The organism is Pseudoteredinibacter isoporae, from assembly GCF_011602085.1.
GTDB classification, from domain to species: Bacteria; Pseudomonadota; Gammaproteobacteria; order Pseudomonadales; family Cellvibrionaceae; genus Pseudoteredinibacter; species Pseudoteredinibacter isoporae.
Genome location: NZ_JAAONY010000003.1, coordinates 502,466 through 527,367 on the forward strand (window position 1 = coordinate 502,466; position 24,902 = coordinate 527,367).

The following is a 24,902-nucleotide window of genomic DNA, read 5'->3' on the forward strand; positions in this document are numbered from 1 at the left end:
AAAGTTTCATTGTCCGCTTAAAATTCCATCGACTTTTTGCCAGCTGCTTCGTCCAACTGCCCCAATTCAAGCGCAGTAGAGACGAGATGCTGACTGCGGGCAACCGCAATGTCTTGTGGAATATTCTGACCATCGGTACTGTAGGCCAGTGGCAGATCGTGTTCGATGATGACACTCAGTGCCTCACCCAAACCCGTGGTTTCATCCAATTTACTTAGTACCGCACCGCTTAAACCGCGACCGGCATAGGCGTGCGCCGAAGCTTTCAGCATTTGCCATTGACTGTTGGCCGCCATCACCAAATAACTGCGAACCGAGCGATGCTGTTGTACCAGGGACAACTGCTGATGCAACATTGGATCTCCGTGACGGAAACCAGCCGTATCAATTAAAATCAAAGAACGCTGTTTAAAGCTATCGATAACATCTTTCAGGTTTTCGTCTTCTTCAACAACTTTTACCGGTACCTTCAAAATGGCACCCAATGCACGCAGTTGATCATGGGCCGCAATGCGATAAGTATCTGTCGTAATTAAGGCGACTTGTTCCGGTCCATGCTTCATGACATAGCGTGCCGCCAATTTTCCAACGGTTGTGGTTTTACCCACACCGGTTGGGCCAACAAAAGCAAACACGCCACCCTGTTCGGTAATATCTTTTGGCAAAACCGGAATCGACTGCGTCAAGTGCGACAGTGTTTCGTTCCAACTGTCACCAATGCTCTGACCAGGATTCAATCGATTCAATAGCTGCTTGATCACCGCCTGACTTAAGCCCAGCTTTTGCAGTCGTGCGCGAACCGATTCCACAACCGGGTTTTTAACACCGGCCTGATGTGTGGTTTGCGCGATTTGTTCTTCCAGTAAACTGCGCATGTCCGAAAGCTCGGCCATCAGCAGTTTCATTTTGTCATCCACTTCCATGGCCTGGGGCTGAACCGGTGCCGGATGCGCTGGTGCACGCAACTCCCTTTGCATGGCCTGATGATCAACCTGGGTTTGAGAGTGAGGCACCGAACTGAAGTTTGGATTCTGGCCCGGAAAATGATCTACCTGTAGCTGTGGCTGAGGCATCGCCTGTGCTGTGCCCTGCCAATGCGCCGCCACATCCTGATGGCTTGGCGCCGCTTGTGTTGGTGTGGTCTGCTGACGAGCCATCGCTGCAGCAGCCGGGAAATTACTGACCGCCGCCGAACGTCTGGCCGGCGCAGGAGAAGGTGCCGCATCCGCTTCTGCTCGATTGCGCGCCGCCAACATTTTGTCCCTTGCGGAAGCCACTTCTTCAGCCAGCTCTTCACGGGTTTTACCGGACGCTTGACCGCGAAGCTGTGGAGAAGCGCTTTCCAGACTCGCACCACTCATCGTCTCGGCCAACTGCTGGGACTGAATCTGCTGCTGCCAGGCCTGGTCACTGGCCATTGGCACATCGTAAGGTGCCGCTGTCGAATCTTGCAGATGTTTGCTGGGTACCGGGCTGGGTTTTTCAGGCAGCTCCAGGGAAGCCATCACCTCTACGCCTTTTTCCGTTCGATGATTGGAAAGAATGACGGCTTCAGGCCCGAGCTCGTGACGTACCAGCTCCAGCGCTCGTCTCATATCGGCAGCAACAAAACGCTTTACTTGCATTACTCTCTCCTACTCACCCACCCACTTTTCGGTTCGGGCTTATTGTTTTTCCAATCAGGCTGCGTCGACGCTAACAGCCATTTCGATGGTAATTTGTTTGTTATCCGGGATTTCGCTGTAAGCCAATACCCGCATTTCCGGCACAGAGAAGCGATTGAATTTCACCATCAGCTCTCTCAGTGGTGCAGCGACTAACAAAATAATGGGCTTGCCTGCCAGTTCCTGTTGTTGCGCTGCACTGACCAGTGCCTGCTGTAGACGCTCTGCCAAACCCGGTTCGATAAAGGCTCCATCGTCGGTGCCGGATTTTTGCGCCTGCTGTACAGAACCTAGCAAAAGCTGTTCCAACTGCGGATCCAAAGTCATCACAGGCAGCTCTGGCTCAGAGCCCACAAGGCCTTGCACGATTTGACGAGCCAGAGCGACTCGCGCCGCTGCTTTCAGGGCGACGGGATCTTGACTCTTATCGGAGTTGGCGGTGATCGCTTCGGCAATGCTGCGCATATCCCGGATGGAGACACCCTCCTGCAGCAAGCCTTGCAGTACCTTCAATAAAACGTTCAAGCTGATGGTGTTGGGCACCAGTTCTTCTGCAAGCTTGGGTGACTTTTCAGCCAGAATATCCAACAGCTTTTGCACGTCTTCATGGCCGAGCAATTCATAGGCATGCTTTTGCAGAATCTGATTGAGATGGGTCGCGATAACCGTCGCGGCATCCACCACGGTGTAACCCATCGTTTGGGCATGATCTTTTTGGGACTCTTCAATCCAAACCGCATCGAGTCCAAAAGCCGGGTCCTGGGTTTGCACCCCTTCCAGCTTGCCGAACACCTGCCCGGGATCAATCGCCAAAAAGGAATCGGGGTACACCTCGGCTTCGCCCAATGCCACACCCATCAGGGAAATTTTGTACGCGGTTGGACTTAAATCCAGATTGTCGCGAATGTGGACCGAGGGAATCAGGAAGCCAACATCCTGAGAGAGCTTCTTGCGCACGCCTTTGATTCGTCCCAGCAACTCACCGTTTTGATTGGTGTCGACCAGGGGAATAATTCGATAGCCAACTTCCAGGCCAACCACATCAACGGGAATCACATCATCCCAGCTGATCTCTTCACTGATACCAGGTTCATCACCGCCACCGACAGGCACCAGCTCCCCCGCAGAAGCGCCCGAGCCCGATGGTGAACCAGCCGCGCGGCTGGCCGTCTCTGGAGCTTCCTCCGCCTGTTTGTTGCGTTTGTAAATAAAGTAGGCGACCGTTGCCGTTACCATCGCCAAGCTCAAAAACGAAAAGTGCGGCATGCCTGGGATCGAACCCATCAGAAACAGAACACCGGCCGCAACACCCAACGCCTTGGGTGAATCGAACATCTGCCCCATCACCTGGCTGCGCATGTCTTCCGAGCTGTTTACACGGGTCACCATAATGGCGGCCGAAGTCGACAGCAGCAATGATGGAATCTGAGCAACCAGACCATCACCAATGGTTAACAGAACGTATTTCTCACCCGCTTCGGCAAAGCTCAATTCATGTTGCGCCATACCGACGATCAAACCGCCAACCACGTTCAGTACCAGAATCAAAATACCCGCAACGGCATCACCGCGTACAAATTTACTGGCACCATCCATGGCCCCGTAGAAATCGGCTTCACCGGCCACTTCTTCACGGCGAGTACGGGCTTCATCCTGATCGATCAATCCGGCATTCAAATCCGCATCGATGGCCATCTGTTTACCGGGCATGGCATCCAGGGTGAAACGGGCACTCACTTCGGAGATACGACCCGCACCTTTGGTGACCACCACAAAGTTGATGATCATCAGGATGATAAAGATGATCAAACCGACCGCGTAGTTACCGCCGATAACCACTTCACCAAAGGCCTGGATCACCTTACCCGCCGCATCGCCACCATTATGCCCTTCCAATAAGACCACTCGGGTGGAGGCCACGTTCAAGGCCAGACGCATTAAGGTGGCCACCAAAAGAATGGTTGGGAATACCGCAAAATCCAATGGACGCAATGTGTAGATTCCGACCAGCAGCACCACAATAGACAGCGCGATATTGAAAGAGAAAAACAGATCAAGCAGAAAAGCCGGCAATGGCAGGATCATCATTCCCAGCAACATCAACAACAACAGAGGGACACCCAGATTGCCCTGACTGAAACTGCGCGCACTGTTAATGGCGGTATCGCGGTCAAACTGCTGGGGCAAGGATCTTATATCGGCAAAACTCGGTAACGGCATAATTCGGCTTTTTGACACTCAAAGGCTTGAGAGCTGGGTATCGCAAGAAGCGTACCGAATTTGCCGCAGAGAGGAATTTTTTTGCCGCTAAGCCCAAAAGTTCGCATGCCGTCTGAGCCTGCGAGCTTTTGGGAAAGACTAAAGAAAGATAAGGCGATAAGCGCCAGTGGCGGATTGCAGTCGCCGGGGTCAGGGTGCCAAGATCTTGTCGTCTTTTTTAAGGCGCGCCGCAACGGGCGCCATTAAACTGCTGATGTACAAATAATCATCAGTTTCCAAAACACCGGTTGTAACCGGGTAGTCGCCGCTGGGATCTTGCAGGGAAACCAGTACCTTGCCATCCGCATCAATAGCGACAACATGACCGTAAAATTTCGCCGCCGGGCGGACAAAAGCCGGCATACGCTGAACCACTTTGCGCAGCCAGGGTTTATCTGCCAAGGCATCAACAATCGGCAGACGTGGAGACACCAGCCCTAACCAGAAACGACCGTCCTGCCCCGGAATAATGTTGTCCGGAAAACCTGGCAAGTTCTCGATGATGGTATCGATCTGATTCACTCGCTCGCCGGCAATCCAGTATTTATGAATGCGGTACTCGCTGGTTTCGTTGATCAGAATAAACTGTCCGGCCGGGTCCATCGCAATGCCGTTAGCAAAGCTCAAACCATCGACTAACAGTGTAGTGCTCTTATCGGCGGGGTCATAAACCAGCACACGCCCGGAACGAGAATGCTCCAACACATCCAGCAAACTGGCTTCATAGGTGCCGCCATTTTTCTTGGCGCCGAAGCGTACCGAGGCATCGGAAAAATAGATTTTGCCATCAGGCGCAATGTCCACATCATCAGCGTACAGAATCGGGCTGTCTTCAACATGATCCGTCAACACGGTAATGGTTTTATCCGGCGCAATGCTGATAAGACCTTTATAAGCATCGGCTACCACCAGATTACCATTGGCGTCGAAGTCCATACCCAGAGGGCGACCTTCAGTATTCACCCAAGGAGTAAAACGGTCCTCGCCCGGTGCCATGCGCAAAACCCAACCGCTGTACACCGAAGCGTATATCGCACCCTCCGCATCGGCATCCAGATCTTCCGGCCCGTGCTCATCACCAATGTTCAACAATTCCACGCCGGCAAGTTTGGTGTTTTCCGCAAAGGCTCCTTGATAACCGGGATTAGGAGGTGCCTGCCAGGCAATCGGTTCAACCGGAACGGGCCAGAAACTGAAGTAGAGTAATAATGCGAGAACTGCAAGAGCGACAATGCGTAACATGGGATGCCTTTTGAATTATCGTTGATTGGGTCCATCCACAGCCATTGGGCGTGGCCAGCTCGGGAATTCTACCCTATTCCCAAATGGATCGACATCAAGCAATTACTGATCAAAACGCATATCTGGCGGGATTGGCACATCTCTTGGGAACATTGGCCGTTCGCCCTGACCTCGACGGAAATTCTGCAGGCCAAATACATACGCCAACACCTGGGCCACGGCCATATACAAGCCGGCGGGAATTTCATCATCGATTTCTGTGGTGTAAAAAATCGCACGTGCCAACTGGGGCGATTCGATGATTTCAATCTTGTTCGCTTTCGCAATCTCACGAATTTTCAGGGCGATGTTGTCGCCGCCCTTGGCCAATAGAATGGGTGTGGCCATATTCGTGGGATCGTACTTCAAGGCACAGGCAAAGTGTGTTGGGTTGGTAATCACCACATCAGCCTCAGGCACATTGGCCATCATGCGGTTTTGGGCCATTTCTCGTTGCAACTGACGAATACGGCCTTTAACTTCCGGCTTACCTTCCGAATCCTTCATTTCGTCCTTAATTTCCTGCAAGGACATTTTCAGCTTGCGAGCGTTATCCCAAATCTGGAACGGTACATCCACAATCGCGATCAAAATGGTAGAAGCGGCCAAAATGATTGCGGCAATTCCCGCTAACACCATGGAATTTTCCAGGGCGACGTTTACATCCTGATACGCCAGACGAAGAATGTCTTCCTTCTGAAAATCCAGCAGAAACAGCGCCAGAATTAAAATCACCAAAACCTTACCGACACTTTTTACCAGCTCCATCAGTCCTTTCACACCGAACATGCGCTTCAAGCCTGCACCGGGATTCATTCGACTGGCTTTTGGGGCTAGAGACTTGGCGCTGAATAACCAACCACCCAGAGAAATCGGGCCCAAAATGCTGGCAAATGCCAATACAGAAAAAATGGGCACTAAAATAAACAAACCATCGTAAATTGACTCGCCCAACTGGCGGAACATCAGATTGGTATCGAACAATGACTTACGATCAAGACTGAGATTAAAACGCATGATCGATTCAAGACGCTCGGTGATGTAGCCCCCGAGCATAAACAGGCAAATCGTGCCTCCAAGCAGAAGCACAGACGTGGTCAATTCCCGGGATCGGGGAACCTGGCCCTCCTCCCGGGCCTTTTCCAGCCGTTTGGGCGTGGGTTCTTCTGTTTTTTCCTGACTGGAATCTTCAGCCATATCGACGCTGCCTCCAGTAAGAAATTAAGGGTTCTGTAACAAGTTCTGCATAAACTGCAGAGCTTCGTACATGAAGGTATTAAAGTTTGGTAAAAAGCTGACCAGAGACAACCACATCAGCAACAAACCAAACACCAGCGTCAGCGGGAAGCCAACCGCAAAAACATTCATCTGTGGTGCGGCCCTGCTCATAACACCAAATGCCAGGTTCACGACCAGCAAAGCCGTCAGCAATGGCAAGGCGATGACCAATGACGAACTGAACATCCAGCTGCCCAGCCCGACGATCATCAATAACGCCTGTCGATCCAATCCTGTCGGGCCAATAGGAATGGAGTAAAAGCTTGCCGCCAATGCCTCAATCACCAGCAAATGGGCATCAACCGAAAAAAATAATAAAGTCACTGTGATCGAATAAAATTGGGAAATCAGCGGTACACTCACACCGGTCGACGGGTCATTCATGGCAGCAAAACCCAAACCCAGTTTGCCCGCGATTACTTGGCCGGCCAGTACAAAAATCTGCATAAACACTTGCAGGGAAAAGCCCATTGCTAATCCAATTAATAATTGCTGAACACCGATATTCAACATGCTCAGGGAAAGCAAGGGTACATCGTTCGGCACTGGAGGCAATAATGGCGACACCAAAACCGCCAGCACAAAAGCCAATGCAAGCCGCACTCGTGCCGGCACAACACGAGCACCAATCAACGGCATGGCCAGCAGCACACCACTGATTCGGATCAGGGGCCAAATATACTGGCCCACAAACTCCAGAATTTGTTGCTCGGTGATAACTTCCACGGCTTAGCCAATCATCAAAGGAATATTCGTGAAGAGGCGATCAAATAGATCGGTAAACTTGGTGATCAGCCAACTGCCCGCCACCATTATGGTGGCCAGGGTAATCAGCAATCGGGGCAAGAAGCTCAGGGTTTGTTCGTTAATCTGTGTCGCCGCTTGAAACATACTGACCAACAAGCCAACGACCAGACTCGGCCCAACAATGACTGCAACAATTAAGACAATCAAGTAGAGCGCGTCGCCCAAGAGATCCATAACCAGTTCTGGCGTCATATACGCTACCTCAGTATCCGTAACTGGCTGCCAGGGTGCCAATCAGCATTGCCCAGCCATCGACCAGCACAAACAACATAATCTTAAATGGCAGAGAGATAATCAGAGGCGACAACATCATCATACCCATAGCCATCAAAACACTGGCGACCACAATATCAATCACCAGAAAAGGAATAAAAATGATAAAGCCGATCTGGAAAGCGGTTTTTAATTCGCTGGTCACAAAGGCCGGAATCAGAATATTCAATGGCAACTCGGTAGGTGTTGCCACAGGGGGTTCCTGGGCAATACGCATGAATAAATCGATGTCCGACTCTCGGGTTTGCGCCAGCATAAACTGATGGACTGGTTCCCTTGCCGCCTCAAGCGCCTGTCGTGCGGTAATCTCTTCTTCAATATACGGTTGCAATGCCTGTTCGTTAATAACCTCGAAAACCGGCGTCATAATAAACATCGTCAGGAACAGAGATAAACCAATAAGAATTTGATTCGATGGCGATTGCTGTAAACCCAAGGCCTGTCTGAGAATCGCAAAAACAATAATGATGCGAGTAAAAGAAGTCATCATCATTAACAAAGCCGGCAACAGGGTAAGCCCTGTCATGATCGCCAGAATTTGCAGGCTTACGGTGTAATCCTCACTGCCGTCGGGATTGGTTTTTACCGTCAGAGCCGGCATACCGGGAATGGCTTTTAAGGGAATATTTTCAGCGCTGGGCTTGGCACTTTCCAGCTGCTCGCTGGCTATCTGTGCCGCTGTGGCAACATCAGAGCCTCGTAATTCACTGTTGCTGCTGGTTTGCGCCAGACTGGTATTGGCGAAGATAAACGCTATGCAAGCGAAGAAAATTGACAGAATACCCTTGTATACTGGATTGGTTTTCTGTTGTTGGCTGGATTCTAGATTCATACTCCCCGGCCTGTCACCCTGTTATTGTTAGCGAAGCGTTTTTTAAACCGGTTTTTTGTTGACCGCCATCAAGCTTGCCAATTTGGCTTTGAAATCCACCACCGCCTCCGTACGGTTTTGATTCAGTTCAAGTTCTTCCAGATCGTCTTTGTCGAAGCTTTGCAGAGTATTGATGGAGTGAGCTGTCACGCCCAACAATAGCTGCTGTCCGTTCACTTCCGCTAACACAATTTTTTCGCGTGTACCCATGCTGGTACTGCTGATAATTTTAATGGGGCTGTTGGCCAGGCTGCCTTGCTTGGAAAAACGCTTTAAAAACCAGGCCAGCGCGTAAATCATGGCGATAACCAGACCCAGTGCCAGCAAAATTTGCAACAGCTGCGAGGAAGCGCTCGGCAAACCGGAAACCGGCTGCTGAGCGATTCCTGCCGTCTCAGACTGGGACCAGACCGGCATTGCCATCAGCAGGCTGGCCAGTGATGCGATCAAGTACTGAGCGTTTTTATTTTTCATAGTAAGCACCCTGGGTTTAATCAGCGTAAACGCGCAATGCGTTCCTGGGGGCTAATCACATCGGTCATGCGAATGCCGAATTTTTCATTCACCACAACCACTTCCCCGTGGGCAATCAAGGTTCCATTCACCAGAACATCGAGAGGTTCACCCGCCAATCTGTCCAGCTCGATAACCGAACCCTGGGTCAGTTGCAGCAGATTACGAATAGAGATGGACGTTTGGCCCACTTCCATCGACATGGTTACGGGAATATCCAAAACCACTTGCAGATCAGGTTGATCCCCGGGGCCTTCCGGCGCGGAGAAATCCTGCAGGGGCATTGGGTCTCCCGCTGGTTCAGGCTCAGGTTCTTCTTCCTCTTCGCTGACACCCGCTTCCGCCATGGCGGCGGCCCAATCGTCTTCTACGCCGCCGTCGCCATCGCCGCCTTCACCCGCCTCTTCCATGGCGGCTGCCCATTCATCGGCCATGTCATCCTGATTCACATCTCCGGAATCGTTCTGATCGTCATCACTCATGGTTTTCTCCAACTCACTGGCGCTAGGCCCGTTTACACATTAATTAGGCCGAAGCTTTATGAATATCTTCGTCAATGTCTTCGTGATGACTGCTAACACCAGCAATACGCAGCAAATCAGCAGTCTCTTCATCTTTGTTTTCCACGACGCCTTCGATGCGCATGGATAAATTGCCCCGGGATTGTCCCAGAGTGCTGCGAAAGACCGGAACACTGTTCGCCGTCACGACATGCTCTTCGGGCATTTCAATGGGGATAATGTCACCGGGTTTCAGATCCATCACTTCACGCAGAAGCAGGGATTTACGCACAAGATCGCATTCCAGCTTTACACTGGCTTGCAGTACTTCTGACTGCATGGACTTAACCCAGCGGGCATCGGTTTCATCCGCTTCATTCTGGGCGCTGTTGTCCAGCAGATCACGAATGGGTTCAAGCATGGAATATGGGATAGTGATGTGCATCTCACCACCGCCACCGTCAAGCTCAACGTGGAACTTACTGACCACCACGATTTCGTTTGGCCCAACAATATTGGTCATGGCCGGGTTAACTTCCGCATTGAGGAATTCCAGCTCAATGGGCATCACCGCACGCCAGGCTTCGGACAAATCCATCAAGCACTGATCCACAACCATCTGTACAACACGTAATTCGGTCGGCGTAAATTCGCGGCCTTCAATCTTGGCGTGACGGCCATCTCCGCCAAAAAAGTTATCCACGAGTTTGAAAACCAGCTTGGCATCGAGAATGATCAAACCGGTTCCACGCAGCGGACGAAACTTCAACATATTCAAGCTGGTCGGGACATACAAGGTATGAACATACTCTCCGAACTTCATGGTCTGCATGCCCCCGACAGAGACTTCCGCTGAACGCCTGAGGAGATTAAAAATGCTGATTCGAGTGTAACGTGCGAAGCGCTCATTGATCATTTCCAGTGAGGGCATTCGACCGCGTACAATACGATCTTGAGCGGTAAGGTCATAGACAACGACATCGCCTTCCTCGACCTCAACCTCCGTTTCAACCTCGCCGTCATCGACACCGTGGAGTAAGGCATCAATCTCGTCTTGTGAGAGTAAGTCTTGCATTATCGGTACACTCGCTCTTAGCTAGTTCGGCTGTTAACCGTTACTGCATAACAAAGTTGGTAAACAGCACCTGCTCAACGCCGGGCTCACCTATTTCGCGATCCATCATGGTTTGCACTTCTTCCAACGCCAGCTGACGCACCAGTTCTTTCCCTTCCGGTGTTTGCAACTCTTCATAAATCTGGCCACTGAACAACATGACCAGGGCATTTCGAATCATTGGCATGTGCAGCTCCGCCGCCGACAGGGCCTGCTCGGTACGCATCATTAAGGTGACTTCCACCTGCAGGTAACGCTGACGACCGCGCGCTTCAAAATTTACAATGATGGGCGGCTTGAGTGGCAAATAGATAGCCGACGGGGTCGGCTCTGCGGCTTCCATTTCATCGCCTTCTTCGCCTTCCTCAGCCTCCTCTGGATTTTCTTCGCCTTCACCTTCGCCCTCTTCCGTTTGCTCGGTTTTTTGCTCATCAAAGAAGCCCAAAGCGAACAAGGTTCCTCCTACCGAGGCACCTATTAACACCAAGCCAAGCACGATAAAGATAATCAGCTTCTTTTTTCCGCCACCTTGGGATTCGTTTTCTTCAGCCATGGGCTCTCCGTCAATTTCCAGTCACTTCTTGGATTACAGTTCTTGTTGAGCAAGAGGCGTGCCATTATTTCGCCTGGGGCAAATCCTCTGAACTCAGAATAGACCAATGTGCGCAAAAGGCGTTTTGCAGGAGGAGCGTTTCAAGGTGGCGAACGAAGCCGTATATCTTGGAGAGAGAGGAAAAAATCGAGGATAAGCGGGGAACAAGCGCATCGGGCCCTTCGCGATGCCCGATGCTTCATCCGGAATATTCAAAAATGCACTTCAATCAGATGCCTCAAGCGTAGGAATCCACCAAACCCAAACGTTGAATAACAGGTGGCGCAGCTGCCTCAGGCTCGGTCGGCTCCTCACCTTCGTTCATACCCGCCATACTGTCATGCTCATCAGAGCGCTGCTGGGCGCCTTCTCCACCAACATTCACATCGGTTAAATCCAGACCTTGCTCCTGAAACATCTCTCGCAAGCGGGCGGAGGTTTGATCCAGCGCTTCACGAACGCTGGCATGGGGGCTATTGATCGTTACCTGGGCCTGTTCCTGGTTCAGCTGAATTTTAATTTGCAGGCTGCCCAGCTCCGGTGGATCCAACCTGATTTCAGCGCGAGAAATATTGCGCGCCGAAAACCAGGCGACTTTCTCCGCCACTTCGGCTTTCCATTGGGCCTGATTCAAATCGGATTGCATGCTGCTGCGCCCCTGTACATCAGCAGAGCGTTGCATTTGAAAGCTGTGCTCCAGACCACTTAAGCGCCCCTGACTCTGGCTGTGATTGATGCCAGCCGCTTCACCATAGCCGGTGGCACTGGGTGAAGCGACAATTTCTCTGGGAACCACATTTGGAGAAGCCTCCTTGAGCAAACCACTCAGAGAATGCGCGCCCTGCGCAGATTTGGCATTCTGTGCGATCAGTTCACCCGGGCTATCCTCTTGAGCGGCATCGTCACCCAGCTCGCCTTCCACAGCTGTTTCGTTCAATAAGGGGTTCGCTGTCAAGGTTGATTTAGACTCTGATGTCGAAGTTACGTGTTTAGACTCAGCACTCGCCACAGCGCGCAACCCTGAAACCTGCTCGGCCACCTTGTTGGATACTGCTGCCGGCATAACGGCCTCAGCTTCGACCTCCAGATCGCCAGCGATGACCTCAGTTTCTTGAGCCGATGATTCAGCTTCGCCTGGCAAAGCCAGATCTTCCCCCTCTTGTAGCCCATCCAGGGTTTCTGGCCCTTCAGCCTCTGCCTGTTCTCCATCGTTATTTTTTGCCGATGAGCCCCCGGTAAGCAGCAATTCAATAAAGCTTTCCGGACCTGATTCACCTGAGCCATCGCTGTCTTCTCCATTTTCTGGCGCCAGCTTATCGGAAGTCGCAGGATCAGAGACACCAAGCAAGGCCAGTAAAAACTTTTCTCTGGCACTGAGCTCCTTGGAAGGCTGCTCGGAGTTCTGCTGTGATTGAGCCGGAGTATTCTCGTGAACGGTCTCGGGAGGATTACTCTCATCATCAACGGACGGGCGTTGCGAAGAAACCTGCTTTTCGGTTTTTCCAGCAACCGTATCACTGGAATCCGGCTTTTCGGCTTCTGCACGTGAAGCCGCTTTGTTATGCGAAGCGCGATCCATCTCGGCTCTTGAAGACCCGGCAGCCGAATCTGAACGGCGAGTTTCCGGTGTAGCGTCAGCCTTGTGATCCTGATGCTTGTCCGCTTGCCGGTCGTGGCGTCGATCATTGGCATTACTTTGCTGCGGGCTTAGCCGCTCAGGGCGTTCCCGAGGTTCATGAAGCTCACGTCCCAGATTCTGAGGCGACTTTTTCGATTGCAGCGTCCAATGCTCAGCAAAGCTTTGCGACGCATCGGATTTCGATTCTGGACGCGAAACGGGCTTCGGGGAGGAAATACTGTTTAATAAAATATCACTGGTATTCGCTGGCATTGCCTGATTTCCTTTTTCGCTACCTGCTTAAGCGGCAAGCCTTTGCCCCCGGCAGGACAAAAACGTACACAAATGAACCTTGTAACGAGCTATATATGAGTTTGGAACTCTCTACCGGGGCCTTTCCCCCTCTGTGGGCCTGTCTTAGCCCATCAAAACTCAGCTAGAGATTTCTCTTTAGAACTACGCAGTAAGAGTTAGCAAATGGAATGCCAAAGATTGGAAATCAGAAAATCGGAGGGGGTTTATCGTTCCACAACGCGGGCAAACCGCCCCATCACCCGATCGTATTCAGCACAAAGTTGGGGAAATAACGCCACCACTTCCCCCTGACTGCCCGCTCGGGAAGATTGAACGATTTGATGACACAAGGCTTCCATATTCACAGCTCCCACATTGGAACTGCTGCCCTTGAGACTGTGGGCGGCATCAATAACATCACTCAACGCACCATCGTCGAGTGCCTGCTGAATAGTGGACAAGCGGAATTCCGTATCTTTGCGATACGTTTCAATGAGTAACTTTAAGTCATCACCCATCAGCTGGCGTAACTCATCCAGCAACTCTTCATTCAGTACATCTGCCATGGCTACGTTCCTTGTGTTCTTGTCTTTGGCGATCGCAGCAAGGCCCATTCAGAAATTCGTCCGATTCTGTTGCGCCATCAAGTTTTGCGCGTTCGCATGAAGCAGTCCGCGGCCTTCAGGCTTAGGGACTGGGAGTATCATTCATCTACAGTTATGGCCACCATTACCAATAGCTATCATTAAAAAAGTTAGCGATTACCAGCAAAAAAGTTCCTGAACTGTGGTTTAACTTTAACGGGCTGGGCGTGATTGAACAAGTAAATCACACCAACAGAAAACGTATGGTAAGACAAGCGGATCAGACTGAGGACATTCGACGAGAGGCTTTTTGGGTGCTGAGTTCATCAATGAGCTTTTGTTCCTGTTTATCAATCATCAACTGCTCTTCCTGTTGATAACGTTCGATCAACTCTTCCAGTTTTTTGAGCTTTTGGGATTGTTGTTGCCATAACTGCATTATCGCTTCACAGTGTTCATTCACCTTGGCAACCATAGCCTGTTGCTGATCACAGGCCATTTGCATTCTTTGGATAAAACCGCGTTGGCTTTGAATTTGTTGCACATTTGTGTGTTTAAGCGCGCGCACGGAATTCATATAATCATCGCGATAATCTTTCAATTGCCCGAGTTTGAGTTGTTCCTGCTGAAGATTTTCCTGCTGCTTAGCCAACTGTTCTGAAATTTTGTCCAGATCCTGTTGATTCAGATTCAGTACAACTTCCAGGCGCTTACTGCGCGACTTCGCCATCAGCTAGCCATATCCTGCTGCGCCTGTGCACCAGCTTGTGATGCATTTTGCTGGTTTGTCGACAACACCGCATCCAAAATAGAACAGGCCGCGGGATAACTTACCGCCTCGTTCATACCCTGACAAACAAATTGGCGCAAATGTGGAGCCCGATCAATGGCCAAATCCACTTCCGGATTGCTGCCAGGGCGATAAGCACCAATATTAATCAGATCCTTGTTTTCCTGGTAGATCGCCAGCAAGCGTTTAAAGGCTTGCATTTTTTGCAATTGTTCCGGGCTAACAATATTAGGCATAGCTCGCGAAATGGACGCTTCCACATCTATTGCCGGATAGATTCCCTCTTCCGCCAGTCGACGAGACAATACAATATGGCCATCCAGAATTGCCCGGGCTGAATCGGCTACCGGATCTTGCAGATCATCGCCTTCAGTCAATACGGTATAGAAAGCCGTGATGGAACCGCCGCCGGGTTCGCCGTTACCAGCGCGCTCCACAAGTTGAGGCAGCTTGGCAAAAACGGAAGGTGGATACCCTTTGGTGGCCGGCGGCTCACCTACCGCAAGGGACACTTCACGCTGAGCCTGAGCATAGCGTGTCAGGGAATCCATAAGCAGCAAAACATTTTTGCCTTGATCACGATAATATTCGGCGATGCGACAGCACAACTCCGAAGCACGCAAGCGCATGAGCGGCGCTTCATCTGCTGGAGATGCCACCACAACCGAACGCTTTAAACCTTCCTCACCCAGACTGTGATCAATAAATTCTTTTACTTCGCGGCCACGCTCGCCGATCAAACCGACAACAACGACATCGGCATCCGTAAAGCGCGTCATCATACCCAGCAGAACACTTTTACCGACGCCACTGCCCGCGAACAATCCAAGTCGCTGGCCGCGACCCACGGTCAACAAGGCATTAATGGCCCGAATCCCTACGTCCATGGGCTCTTGAATGGGCGAACGGGAAAGCGGGTTAATGGCTTCGGCCAACAAGGCCAACTTATCCTTCGAGCGCACGGCTCCAAGTCCATCGATTGGTTTGCCCAAACCGTTAACTACACGCCCCAGCAGCTCGTTGCCAACAGGGATCTGAGTGGTTTTAGTCATTGGGCGGACGCGCGCACCAGGTTCGACACCGGAAAAGTGGGTGATCGGCATGAGATACACTTTCTGGCCATTGAAGCCCACAACTTCAGCTTCCACTTCGACACCAGACTGATTGATGATTTGACAGGTTTGGCCAAGGCTTGTGCGCAGGCCTTCGGCTTCCAATGTCATACCAACCAAGCGTGTCAGCCGCCCTTCTGCCACGTAATCGTATTGAAATTCGCCAGGATTCTGACTCGGGCTCAGTGCTTTTAACTCAGCGCATAAATCACGCATATTCACTTCCTTAAGAACCCTGTTTGCCGGAAACCGGCGCTAGATTCTATATCCCACTCTGGGGGGTTGAATTGTTGTCTTCCTGAATGGGAGACGGGCTGCCCATGGCGACATCCAGATCTTCAGACAGTTCGTCCACTAACTGCCCTTCCGCAAAGCACTCTGTAGATTCATCGCTTGTCAAATCACCTTGGGTAAACTGCTCCAACAAGGTCTGCCAACGGGATTCAAAATCCAGGCTGACCTGACTGCAGTCGCTGTTCAGTTGACAATCCCAGGGGCCAAGCTCTGGATTGCTCTGTACTTGAAATTCTCCTTCAGGAACGCGCAGCGTATTTTGAACCGTTTCCTGACGATCGGGATGCACTTGCACCGTCAATTCTTCCACTTTACCTGGTAAAACCTGAATGCCTTTTTGAATAAAATGCGTCAACAACTCAGGACTTTGTTCAAGTTCTTTTTCAATAAACTGGCGGGCCAAGCCCGTTACCATATTTAAAATCAGTGGTTTGAGCTGATCCTGTTGTTCGGCAAAAGCCGCCTGCAACAAACGATTTAATTCAGAGAGGGAATCGGTTTCAGCGCGAAGTGCGGGTTCCAGCTCAGCGCGGATAGACGTTTCACCTTGCTGACGACCTTCCTGAGTTCCAGCATCCACGCCGTGCTTATGGCCTTCATCGTAGCCCGCCTGATAACCTTCCTTATGGGCGTGCAATCGAATTTCTTCCAGTTGTTGTGCCGTCAGTGGCTCGACTTCCGCTTCCAATTCGTCAATGGATTCATCTTCTCCAATTTCGGATGCACGACGATCCTGCGCCAGTTTTTCTTCGGAGGAAATAATAGCGCCAGTGTTTTGATCAAAGGACGGCAACGTCCAACTGACAAACTCTTCAGCATCCTGTGTGGAAATTTGTTCACCCATTTTTTGTCATTACTGTCGCTAAATGTATTCGTGTTTTAGGTACACACTGACCCGATATCCAGCCCAAACGTTAGAGCATCTGCTCGCCACCGCCACCCAGCATAATTTCGCCAGCGTCGGCCATTTTTCTGGCGATAACCAGAATTTCTTTCTGGGCCGCTTCCACTTCGGACAATCGAACTGGCCCCTTGGCTTCCAGATCATCACGCAGCAATTCGGCAGCACGTTTCGACATGTTCTTGAAGATTTTTTCCTGCAGCGCCACATCGGCACCTTTCAGGGCAACAATCAACATTTCCGAGGAAACTTCACGCAGCAAGGCCTGAATGCCACGGTCGTCCACATCCTGTAAATTGTCGAAGATGAACATAAGATCCTGAATCTGCTGAGCCATCTGCTCGTCGATTTCCTTGATGGATTCCATCAATTCGCCTTCGACCGCACCACCCAGGTTGTTCATAATCTCGGCCGCCACCTGCAGACCACCCATATCCTTGCCCTGACTGGTTGCGCTGCCAGAGAACTGCTTCTCGAGAATATCGTTGAATTCCTGCAAAGCTGAAGGCTGAACAGTTTCCAGTGAAGCCACCCGCATCATAATGTCCAGGCGAACTTTGTCCGGCATAAAACTCAGCACTTCCGCAGACTGATCCGAATCCAGATACGCCACCACAATGGCCTGAATCTGCGGATGTTCGTCGCGAATAATGTCGGCGATGGAACGTGGCTCCATCCAGCGCAGGGTATCCAAACCCGCTGTATTACCGTCCATCAAAATTCGGTCGATCAGGCTACCGGCTTTATCTTCACCCAAAGCGGCGACCAACATCTTGCGAATGTAATCGTCGGAGCCAACACCCAGCCCCGTCAGAGACTTAACATCATCCAGGAATTTACCCAGTACCACTTCCACCTCTTTCTGGTGGATGTACCCCAAGTCCGTCATTACCGAACCCAAGCGGTGTACTTCTTTCGGTCCAAGGTGCTTCAAAATTTCAGCCGCATCGGCTTCACCGAGTGCCATCAATAAAATGGCGGCCTGTTCAATCTCCGTACGGGTCGAGCTGCCTTCTATTTGCTTATCGTCTTCAGCCATTATTATTCTTCCTCAGTCACCCAGTCTTTAATTACCAGAGCTACACGTCCGGCATCTTCAGCAACCAGCGCCTTCACAGTATTGAGCTGGGTTTCATAAGTTTCATCCGGGCTTGGCAACGCCAGGGTTTCTCCGCCAGTTAAGGTAACCGCATCATCCGACAGGGAGTCGTAGCCTTCCATTTCAACAGCAGCCAATTCAGCCAACTGAGCCGCCTCTTCCGCTTCACGTCGTTCGCGGCCCGACTCCGCCAGATTTCTCAACAGAGGACGCAGCAAGCCCAACAATAGAATAAGAATAATCAACAAACCCACAGCCTGCTTGGTGAGGTTACCAAACCAGGCCTGCTCCCAGACCGGTGGTTCTTCAAGAACCTCTTCATCCTTGGCAATGAAGGGCGAATTCAAAACATTGACGCTGTCGCCACGGGCCGAGGAAAAGCCAACGGCATCGCGTACCAGAATGGTCATGCGATCCAACTCATCCTGTGTCCAGGGCACTCGACTGCTTTCACCACTGGCATTACTGACCTTGTCGTCAACCACAACAGCAACGGTCAATCGCTTGATATTGCCCTGTTGGTGACGGGTATAGCTTACGGTGCGATCCAATTCATAGTTGCGCGTCGCTTGGCTGCGCACACGCTCATTCGCACCTTGTACATTGGGGTTTTGACCATCGGCCTGTTCCGGTGCTTCGGCCATACCGGGCGGCTGATTTGTCAGAGCGCCCGGAATACCAGCGACCAGATCATTACCGCGTTGCTCATTCAGGGTTTGCTCACTGCGAATCGCGGGCAAGTCCGGGTTGAATACCTCTTCGGCCTGTTCAACCTGAGTGAAATCGACATCCGCGCTCACTTCGGCTTTAAAGCCTTCGGGACCCACGACGGGTTCCAGAATGCTGTTAATGCGACGGGTTAGATCGTCTTCGACCTTGCGAGTAAATTCACGCTGCTTGGCCGCCATGATCAACTCTTCATTGTCCTCACCCTGGGACAACAAGTTGCCACTCTGATCAACAACCGTCACATTTTCCAATTTCAATTCGGGAATACTGGACGCCACCAGATTGGCAATCGCCTTTACCTGCTCGGTTTTGATGCTGCGGCCTGCGTATAGATCAACAAATACCGACGCTCTTGGCTCACGGGCATCGCGCACAAACACCGAACGTTTGGGAATGGCCAGATGCACCCGGGCGTTTTTAACGGTTTTAATGGCAGTGATGGTTCTCGCCAGTTCACCTTCCAGGCTGCGTTTATAACGAGCGCTTTCCATAAACTGGCTGGTGCCGAGGGGTTGTTCCTGATCGAGCAATTCAAAGCCGGTGCCGTCGGTACTGGCATCATTCACTTCCGCCAATTTTATTCTGGCTTGATAGATATCCTGTTCGGCCACCAGAATCGTGTTATTTTTCTGGTCGACCTTGTAATCAATCTCGCTGGCTTCCAAAAGACGGGCAATTTCGGGAACGTCCAGAATATTGGAGCTGGCAAACAATGGACGGTAGTTATCTTCCTGCGTCCAGAGTACCACTGCAAAACCAATAGCAACGCTGGCGGCCAAACCGACCATCAAGCCGACCTGACGCATTAAATTAAGATTATTAAAACCTTCGACTAGATCGGATGAAGACTTTTTACCGGATTCCGCCGCGCCATCGTCCGCGAAATCGCCCATATCAGTTTCTGCAGTGGACATAATAGCCAGACCTCAGCACTTACATTGGCATATTCATAACATCGCGATAGGCATCAACCAGTTTGTTGCGCACCTGCAACATTGACTGGAAACTGACGGATGCTTTTTGCGAGGCAATCATGACATCTGTGACGTCCACAGACTTATCTCCCTGCTCATAGCGCGTTGCAAGGGCTGCCGATTGTTTCTGCACGCTGTTCACCTTGTCGATGGCCTGGTTCATCATGTCTCCGAAGGACGGAACGTCTTCCGTGGGCTGAACCTTGACGCCGGGGCGTACAGTAGATGCGACCTGGTCTACAGAGGCCGGGCCATTGAACGCCTGGGTCTGTGATTTCAAGGTTCGCATTTCCACCAGTAGGCGATTGATATCTACTCGGTCTGTCATGACAGGGCCTTAAACTTGCGATAAAAAAGTGACAAAAAGCTGGCAGTTCCAGCTCCACATCCGATATCAAGCACAAAGTGGGCCAAAAGTTGCCACCGTTCGAATGGGGCGGCGAAAAGTTACCGTAATGGCTTATAGACAGAAGAAAAGCTTGAGACTCCCCTACCGACCAAGGAAATGCATGTTTAGGCACAAAGGGGGCTTGGAAGCGGTGTCGCCTAACACGACACCGCCAATCGAGGGGATTTGCTCTTCTTAGGCAACGATGCCTAGAAAAAGGGACTACGGCGTTCTAGCGAACGGTATCACTCAAAATCAAATGGGAATTCCTGGGTTTCACGCCTCAAACGCGCTTCCTCCAGACGGTCTTCCAAACGCCTGCGGGCGTCCAGTATTTCAACGGTCGGACAAATGACTGACTCCAACTGGGGGTCAAAATCATGCTGTTCTTCTAAGACTTGATAGCTCATACCGATACTCCTGTCGCGATATGCATACTGCGCACGTTGTCTAAAAGTGGGGGACGATGATAAAAATCCGGCCTTTCACCGCTCCCAGCAGGCCTGCCTGCAAGGGAAAAGTTACCTCTCCGGCGCTTTATCGTCAATAGAAATCTAACCAGCGACAGTGACAGTAATGTGACATGGAATCGTTCAATTCGGCTTATTTTTTCTCTCATTCCTGGCACCCATATACTCATACTTAAGAGCTAAAAGGATTAGATTCAATCCAGCATTCCATTCATTGTCATTCACTATTGATTAAGCCCGAACTGTCAAAGCATCAATTAACCATACCTTAGCCACAGCAAATCAGAAGGTCTGCTAACACTATTTACTCAGACCAATTCCATTAATTAAAACTAGATTAATGACTAATTATGGTTTTTCAGCTGGCATATGGAACAACTTCACAAATCTCGTATTATCGCCACAACATTAAATGCTGGGAGCATGGACGTCTGTTTGCTCCACCCACCTTTATATGCGCAACGACATTAAAAAAATCAGGTAACGATTATGACCAGCATCGCAGCCATTCTGGATAATGCAGGAAGCATTACCGGTCAGATTCAACATCAAAATAAAAGTGACGACGACAGCCTGGAGCTGAGCGGCTCATCCAATCCAAACGAAACCATTCGAATTTATCAAAATGGGACATTCATCGGAGAGACGACGGCCGATTCCAGTGGTCAATGGAGTTATACCGCCAACCAACTCAGCGAAGGCAGCCACAGTTTCACGGCCAGCAGTGTCGACACACAAGGTGTGGAGTCCCTTCCCTCTTCGGCTTATGTGGTCAATGTGGATCAAACCGCTGTTGTCGCAAGCGATCTTCAAATAGAAGGTATTAGCGGTTTATTACAAAGTGGCGGAAGCACTAATAATGGACGCGTCAATTTCAGCGGCAAGGCTGAAGAAAATGCCCGCATCGACATTTATGACAACGGTCAGCTAATTGGCAGCACCCAGGCTGATGCCAATGGCCTGTGGCAAGTTAATCTCGATCTTCCGGATGGCCAGCACGATATCAGTACCGTGGTCGTCGACGAAGCAGGCAATTCAAGCCCGGCGTCAAACGCAATCAGCCTTGAAGTCGACAGTAATGCCAGCGTTCAAAATTCTGTCAACACCTTGAGCACGCCACCGGAAGTCATCTTGCCTCCCGGGGTTCCTATCCAAAATGGTGGATTTACCAACGACAACACGCCCGTCATTCGCGGAACCGCCACACCCAATGCAACGGTAACGGTTTCAGTAAATGGCGACACCTATGGTCCGTTCAATGCAGATAATCAGGGCAACTGGGAGCTGCAAATTACAACGCCGCTACCAGAGGGAGAAGCTGTTTTCAGGGCCCGGGCAGTCAACAGCTTTGGCGAAAGCTACTCCGCATACAGTCTCACGATTGATACAGAAGCCTCCCCGGCTCCAATCATTAACGATGCAGTTGATGATGTCGGTTTATATCAGGGCGACATCGATAGCGGATCCACGACGGACGATAACGAAATTACCCTTCAAGGCACCGGCACTCCAGGAGAATTTATCACCGTATACGACGGCGGTACCTTTCTGGGGGCTACCAATGTTCAGCCCGATGGTACCTGGACCTTTACACCCAACGCGCCTCTTGACGATGGCGTACACAATATTACGACTTACACCATTGATGCGGCAGGCAATACCAGTACAGAAAGCTCAGGCTTTGAAGTGACCATTGATACAAGTGCTGAAGTACCTGTTATCACGCATTTAGTTGATGATCAGGGCAGCGGTACTGGCAACATTCAAGCCGGTGAAACGACTGACGATCCTTTGCCTGAAGTTGTGGGCACAGCCGAACCCGACGCAAAAATCACCATCAGTTTGAATGGCCAGGTTCTGTCTGAGGTTACGGCGGATGATCAAGGTAACTGGTCTTACCAACTGACGGATGAACTCACTAGCGGTACGCACACCTTTACGGCGACTCAAGTAGATCCAGCCGGTAATGAGAGCGCACCGTCCGTCAATTTTGAATTTGAAGCCAATGTGAATGCCAGCCCGATTGCCAATGACGACAGCTTTACCGTCAACGGAGTTGCAACACTCGACGTGCTGGCCAACGACAGCGATCCAGACAATGACACACTCAGCGTGACTCGAGTGGTCAGTCAGGGGAATCACGGCACGGCTCACATCAATCAGTCTGGCGAATTGGTGTACACACCCAACGGACAAAACAGCAATACGGTCAGTGATACCCTGACGTACGAAGTCAGCGATGGGAAAGGCGGCGTCGCCACCGCGACCGTGACACTTCAAGTTTTGCCACCTATTGCCGAACCAACCATAGATTTGATTGCGAGCAGCGACAGCGGGAAATTCGATAACGATAACATCACCAATGACACCACTCCCACCTTTACGGGAACCGCCAGCGCCGGGAGCACCGTGGTTCTTTTTGGTGACGGCATCAAAGTAGGCGAAACGGTTGCGGACTCAAACGGCCAATGGACCATCACCAGCAGCCAGCTGACTGATGATGCCTACAGCTTTCATGTAGAAAGCTCCGACGGCAACGTCAGCCGAAGTTCTCCTTCTTTATCGGTCTATGTAGACACGGTTGTCGATGCTTCGGTCGACCTCGCGACAAATCGATTCAATAATTTATCGGATCTGCGTTTTGACATCACCACCAATGAGCAGATCGACTACACTATTGAACAGACCAACACGCCTTGGAGTTTTGGCTGGCAATTTTTGGGTTGGAACCAGCAAGCCAACATTACTGCGACAGGAAGCACATCAACGAACGTTTCTGTAGGTGCAGACGATACCACCTTGAATTCACAGGGACGATTTAACTTCAACGCCACTCTGACAGATTTGGCGGGCAACCAGAAAAGTACCGCGCTGAACTCTGTGATTATCGACCCAATTGCCTCACTCGCCGACGGGGGTTATATCGTCACCTACCTCAAACTTTCAGAAACCGCCGAAGATGGTTTTGATGTTTTTGCCCAGCGATACGATGCCCAAGGTAATCCTCACAGTGAAAGCTTTAAAGTCAACAGCTTTACAGAAGGCGATCAGGTGAACTCCGATGTTATCGGACTGGCCGACGGCGGCTACGTCATCACTTGGCAGTCAAGGGATCAGGATGGCGACCTGAATGGTATCTATGCCCAGCGGTATGATGAGAACAATCAGGCAGTGGGACCGGAAACCCAAATTAATGTTTATACCGACTCCAATCAGCAATCCCCCAGCATTAGTGATTTGCCCAATGGGGGCTATGTCATCAGTTGGATGAGCCACGGCCAGGACGGTAGCGGCGAAGGTGTTTATATGCGCGTATTTGATGCCGCCGGTGAAGCCATCAGCGGTGATGTTCGAGTAAGCGATAGCACAATTGGCCATCAGGCAAACCCCAGCATCACGACCCTATCCGATGGCCGTTTCATTGTTTCCTGGGATGCTCAAAATGCCAATGGCATACCACAAGCGACAGCCAAACTTTTTGATAGTGAAGGCAATGCACTGAGCGCAGAATTCAGCCTGTCCGATTCCAGCAATCCACAATTCCAAACGCATATCAGTGCTACGGCAGATGGTGGCTTTGCCGTGAGCTGGTTAGCTGTCAGTCAGGATAATGAAGCTCAGGTCATGGTTCAGCGCTACGACCATAATGGTAGCCGTCTTCTGAACGACGCCATTGTTGTTCACAGCTCAGAAAACGCCTTCAGTGCCAAACCCGAAGTTGCCGGCCTGAACAACGGTGATATCGTCGTGACCTGGACGGCTCAGGATGGGGACCAACTGGGTGTGTTTGCTTCGCGCTACAGCGCGGATGGCAATGCGATTTACGAGAACCGACTGATCAACCATCAGGAACAAGGGGTTCAAACCGAGCCGCACATCGTTGCCTTGGAAGATGGCGGTTACCTGATTACCTGGGGCGAGCAACAGACACAGAACGGCCGGGCATCAGTCTGGGGGCAACAGTTTGATGCCGAAGACAATGCCACCGGTCCTGCTTTTGAAGTTGGCCAGGTAACCGCCTCAGCGGATACAGATTCTGATTCCCAAGCCGGCAATTTACTGGGTGACGACGATGCCATTCCAAGTGTTGTCGATTCTGGAGAGCCCACGGCTTCAACAGCAGCTGAAAATTCTGACGGCAACAATGATGTGGAGACAGTTGTTCTTGAAAACGAAACCGGCCTTACCTCGCTTGCCACACCGGTAGATCTCCTGCCGGATTTGAACGGTGGCAATGGCTTCGACCACATTGATCTCAGTGATGTCTTTATCGATGCAGATTTCAGCTTTAACCGAAGCAGCCTGCTCGATTCCTCAGATCAGATATCCAATCACATCAGCACACAGAGCATTGATGCGTTCTATCAGGCCAGTCCTGATCTCGCAGAACTTCTGGGTCAGCATATGGCACAGCAGGATTTGGATATTATTTAAAGCCACAGTACGTCAGAAATAAAAAAGGGGCTAAATAGCCCCTTTTTTAATGGAAAAGTTTAA

At 50.9% G+C, this 24,902-nt stretch carries 21 protein-coding genes; 1 reads left to right on the top strand and 20 read right to left on the bottom strand.

The window, feature by feature from the left end:
* Positions 1–17: 17 nt before the first annotated feature.
* The 20 genes from flhF to G8768_RS18650 form a co-directional block, all read right to left on the bottom strand.
* Positions 18–1,625: a flagellar biosynthesis GTPase FlhF gene (flhF, locus tag G8768_RS18555; protein WP_166847795.1), complete on the bottom strand. Its 1,608-nt coding sequence runs from the start codon at positions 1,623–1,625 to the stop codon at positions 18–20.
* Positions 1,626–1,679: 54 nt separating this feature from the next.
* Positions 1,680–3,884 carry a flagellar biosynthesis protein FlhA gene (gene flhA / locus G8768_RS18560; protein ID WP_166847793.1) on the bottom strand — a complete coding sequence of 735 codons (2,205 nt, stop codon included), beginning with the start codon at positions 3,882–3,884 and terminating at the stop codon, positions 1,680–1,682.
* Positions 3,885–4,073: 189 nt separating this feature from the next.
* Positions 4,074–5,165 carry an SMP-30/gluconolactonase/LRE family protein gene (locus G8768_RS18565; RefSeq protein WP_166847792.1) on the bottom strand — a complete coding sequence of 364 codons (1,092 nt, stop codon included), beginning with the start codon at positions 5,163–5,165 and terminating at the stop codon, positions 4,074–4,076.
* Positions 5,166–5,267: 102 nt separating this feature from the next.
* Positions 5,268–6,401 carry a flagellar biosynthesis protein FlhB gene (flhB, locus tag G8768_RS18570; protein WP_166847790.1) on the bottom strand — a complete coding sequence of 378 codons (1,134 nt, stop codon included), beginning with the start codon at positions 6,399–6,401 and terminating at the stop codon, positions 5,268–5,270.
* Between the two features lie 24 nt (positions 6,402–6,425).
* Entirely contained in the window at positions 6,426–7,208 is a 783-nt protein-coding gene (gene fliR, locus G8768_RS18575; RefSeq protein WP_166847788.1) for a flagellar biosynthetic protein FliR, read from the bottom strand.
* A gap of 3 nt (positions 7,209–7,211) precedes the next feature.
* The gene (fliQ, locus tag G8768_RS18580) at positions 7,212–7,481 is read right to left on the bottom strand and encodes a flagellar biosynthesis protein FliQ (protein ID WP_166847785.1); all 270 of its coding nucleotides are present in this window, start codon (positions 7,479–7,481) and stop codon (positions 7,212–7,214) included.
* Positions 7,482–7,491: 10 nt separating this feature from the next.
* A complete protein-coding gene (gene fliP / locus G8768_RS18585) occupies positions 7,492–8,394 on the bottom strand; it encodes a flagellar type III secretion system pore protein FliP (protein WP_243749604.1) in 903 nt (300 codons plus the stop codon).
* Positions 8,395–8,436: 42 nt separating this feature from the next.
* On the bottom strand, positions 8,437–8,907 hold the full coding sequence (fliO, locus tag G8768_RS18590) for a flagellar biosynthetic protein FliO (protein WP_166847782.1): 471 nt from the start codon (positions 8,905–8,907) through the stop codon (positions 8,437–8,439).
* A gap of 20 nt (positions 8,908–8,927) precedes the next feature.
* Positions 8,928–9,428, bottom strand: coding sequence for a flagellar motor switch protein FliN (gene fliN, locus G8768_RS18595; protein ID WP_166847779.1), 501 nt, complete (start codon positions 9,426–9,428; stop codon positions 8,928–8,930).
* 43 nt (positions 9,429–9,471) lie between these two features.
* Positions 9,472–10,521 carry a flagellar motor switch protein FliM gene (gene fliM, locus G8768_RS18600; RefSeq protein ID WP_166847776.1) on the bottom strand — a complete coding sequence of 350 codons (1,050 nt, stop codon included), beginning with the start codon at positions 10,519–10,521 and terminating at the stop codon, positions 9,472–9,474.
* Positions 10,522–10,561: 40 nt separating this feature from the next.
* Positions 10,562–11,113, bottom strand: coding sequence for a flagellar basal body-associated FliL family protein (locus G8768_RS18605; RefSeq protein WP_166847773.1), 552 nt, complete (start codon positions 11,111–11,113; stop codon positions 10,562–10,564).
* Positions 11,114–11,390: 277 nt separating this feature from the next.
* Positions 11,391–13,043, bottom strand: a complete 1,653-nt coding sequence (locus G8768_RS18610; protein WP_166847770.1) for a flagellar hook-length control protein FliK — start codon at positions 13,041–13,043, stop codon at positions 11,391–11,393.
* 245 nt (positions 13,044–13,288) lie between these two features.
* Positions 13,289–13,630: an Hpt domain-containing protein gene (locus G8768_RS18615; protein ID WP_166847767.1), complete on the bottom strand. Its 342-nt coding sequence runs from the start codon at positions 13,628–13,630 to the stop codon at positions 13,289–13,291.
* A gap of 298 nt (positions 13,631–13,928) precedes the next feature.
* On the bottom strand, positions 13,929–14,378 hold the full coding sequence (gene fliJ / locus G8768_RS18620) for a flagellar export protein FliJ (protein WP_166847764.1): 450 nt from the start codon (positions 14,376–14,378) through the stop codon (positions 13,929–13,931).
* Positions 14,378–15,766 carry a flagellar protein export ATPase FliI gene (gene fliI, locus G8768_RS18625; protein WP_166847760.1) on the bottom strand — a complete coding sequence of 463 codons (1,389 nt, stop codon included), beginning with the start codon at positions 15,764–15,766 and terminating at the stop codon, positions 14,378–14,380. The genes fliJ and fliI overlap by 1 nt, the downstream gene beginning before the upstream one ends.
* Before the next feature lie 46 nt (positions 15,767–15,812).
* Entirely contained in the window at positions 15,813–16,688 is an 876-nt protein-coding gene (locus tag G8768_RS18630; RefSeq protein WP_166847758.1) for a FliH/SctL family protein, read from the bottom strand.
* A gap of 70 nt (positions 16,689–16,758) precedes the next feature.
* Positions 16,759–17,784: a flagellar motor switch protein FliG gene (gene fliG / locus G8768_RS18635; protein ID WP_166847754.1), complete on the bottom strand. Its 1,026-nt coding sequence runs from the start codon at positions 17,782–17,784 to the stop codon at positions 16,759–16,761.
* Between the two features lie 2 nt (positions 17,785–17,786).
* A complete protein-coding gene (gene fliF / locus G8768_RS18640) occupies positions 17,787–19,487 on the bottom strand; it encodes a flagellar basal-body MS-ring/collar protein FliF (RefSeq protein ID WP_166847751.1) in 1,701 nt (566 codons plus the stop codon).
* A 19-nt stretch (positions 19,488–19,506) separates the two neighbouring features.
* A complete protein-coding gene (fliE, locus tag G8768_RS18645; protein ID WP_166847747.1) occupies positions 19,507–19,875 on the bottom strand; it encodes a flagellar hook-basal body complex protein FliE in 369 nt (122 codons plus the stop codon).
* 305 nt (positions 19,876–20,180) lie between these two features.
* A complete protein-coding gene (locus G8768_RS18650; protein WP_166847743.1) occupies positions 20,181–20,345 on the bottom strand; it encodes a PA3496 family putative envelope integrity protein in 165 nt (54 codons plus the stop codon).
* A 549-nt stretch (positions 20,346–20,894) separates the two neighbouring features.
* Here G8768_RS18650 and G8768_RS18655 point away from each other — a divergent pair.
* Complete coding sequence (locus G8768_RS18655; protein ID WP_166847738.1) at positions 20,895–24,839, top strand: Ig-like domain-containing protein; 3,945 nt, start codon at positions 20,895–20,897, stop codon at positions 24,837–24,839.
* The last annotated feature ends 63 nt before the right edge of the window (positions 24,840–24,902 follow it).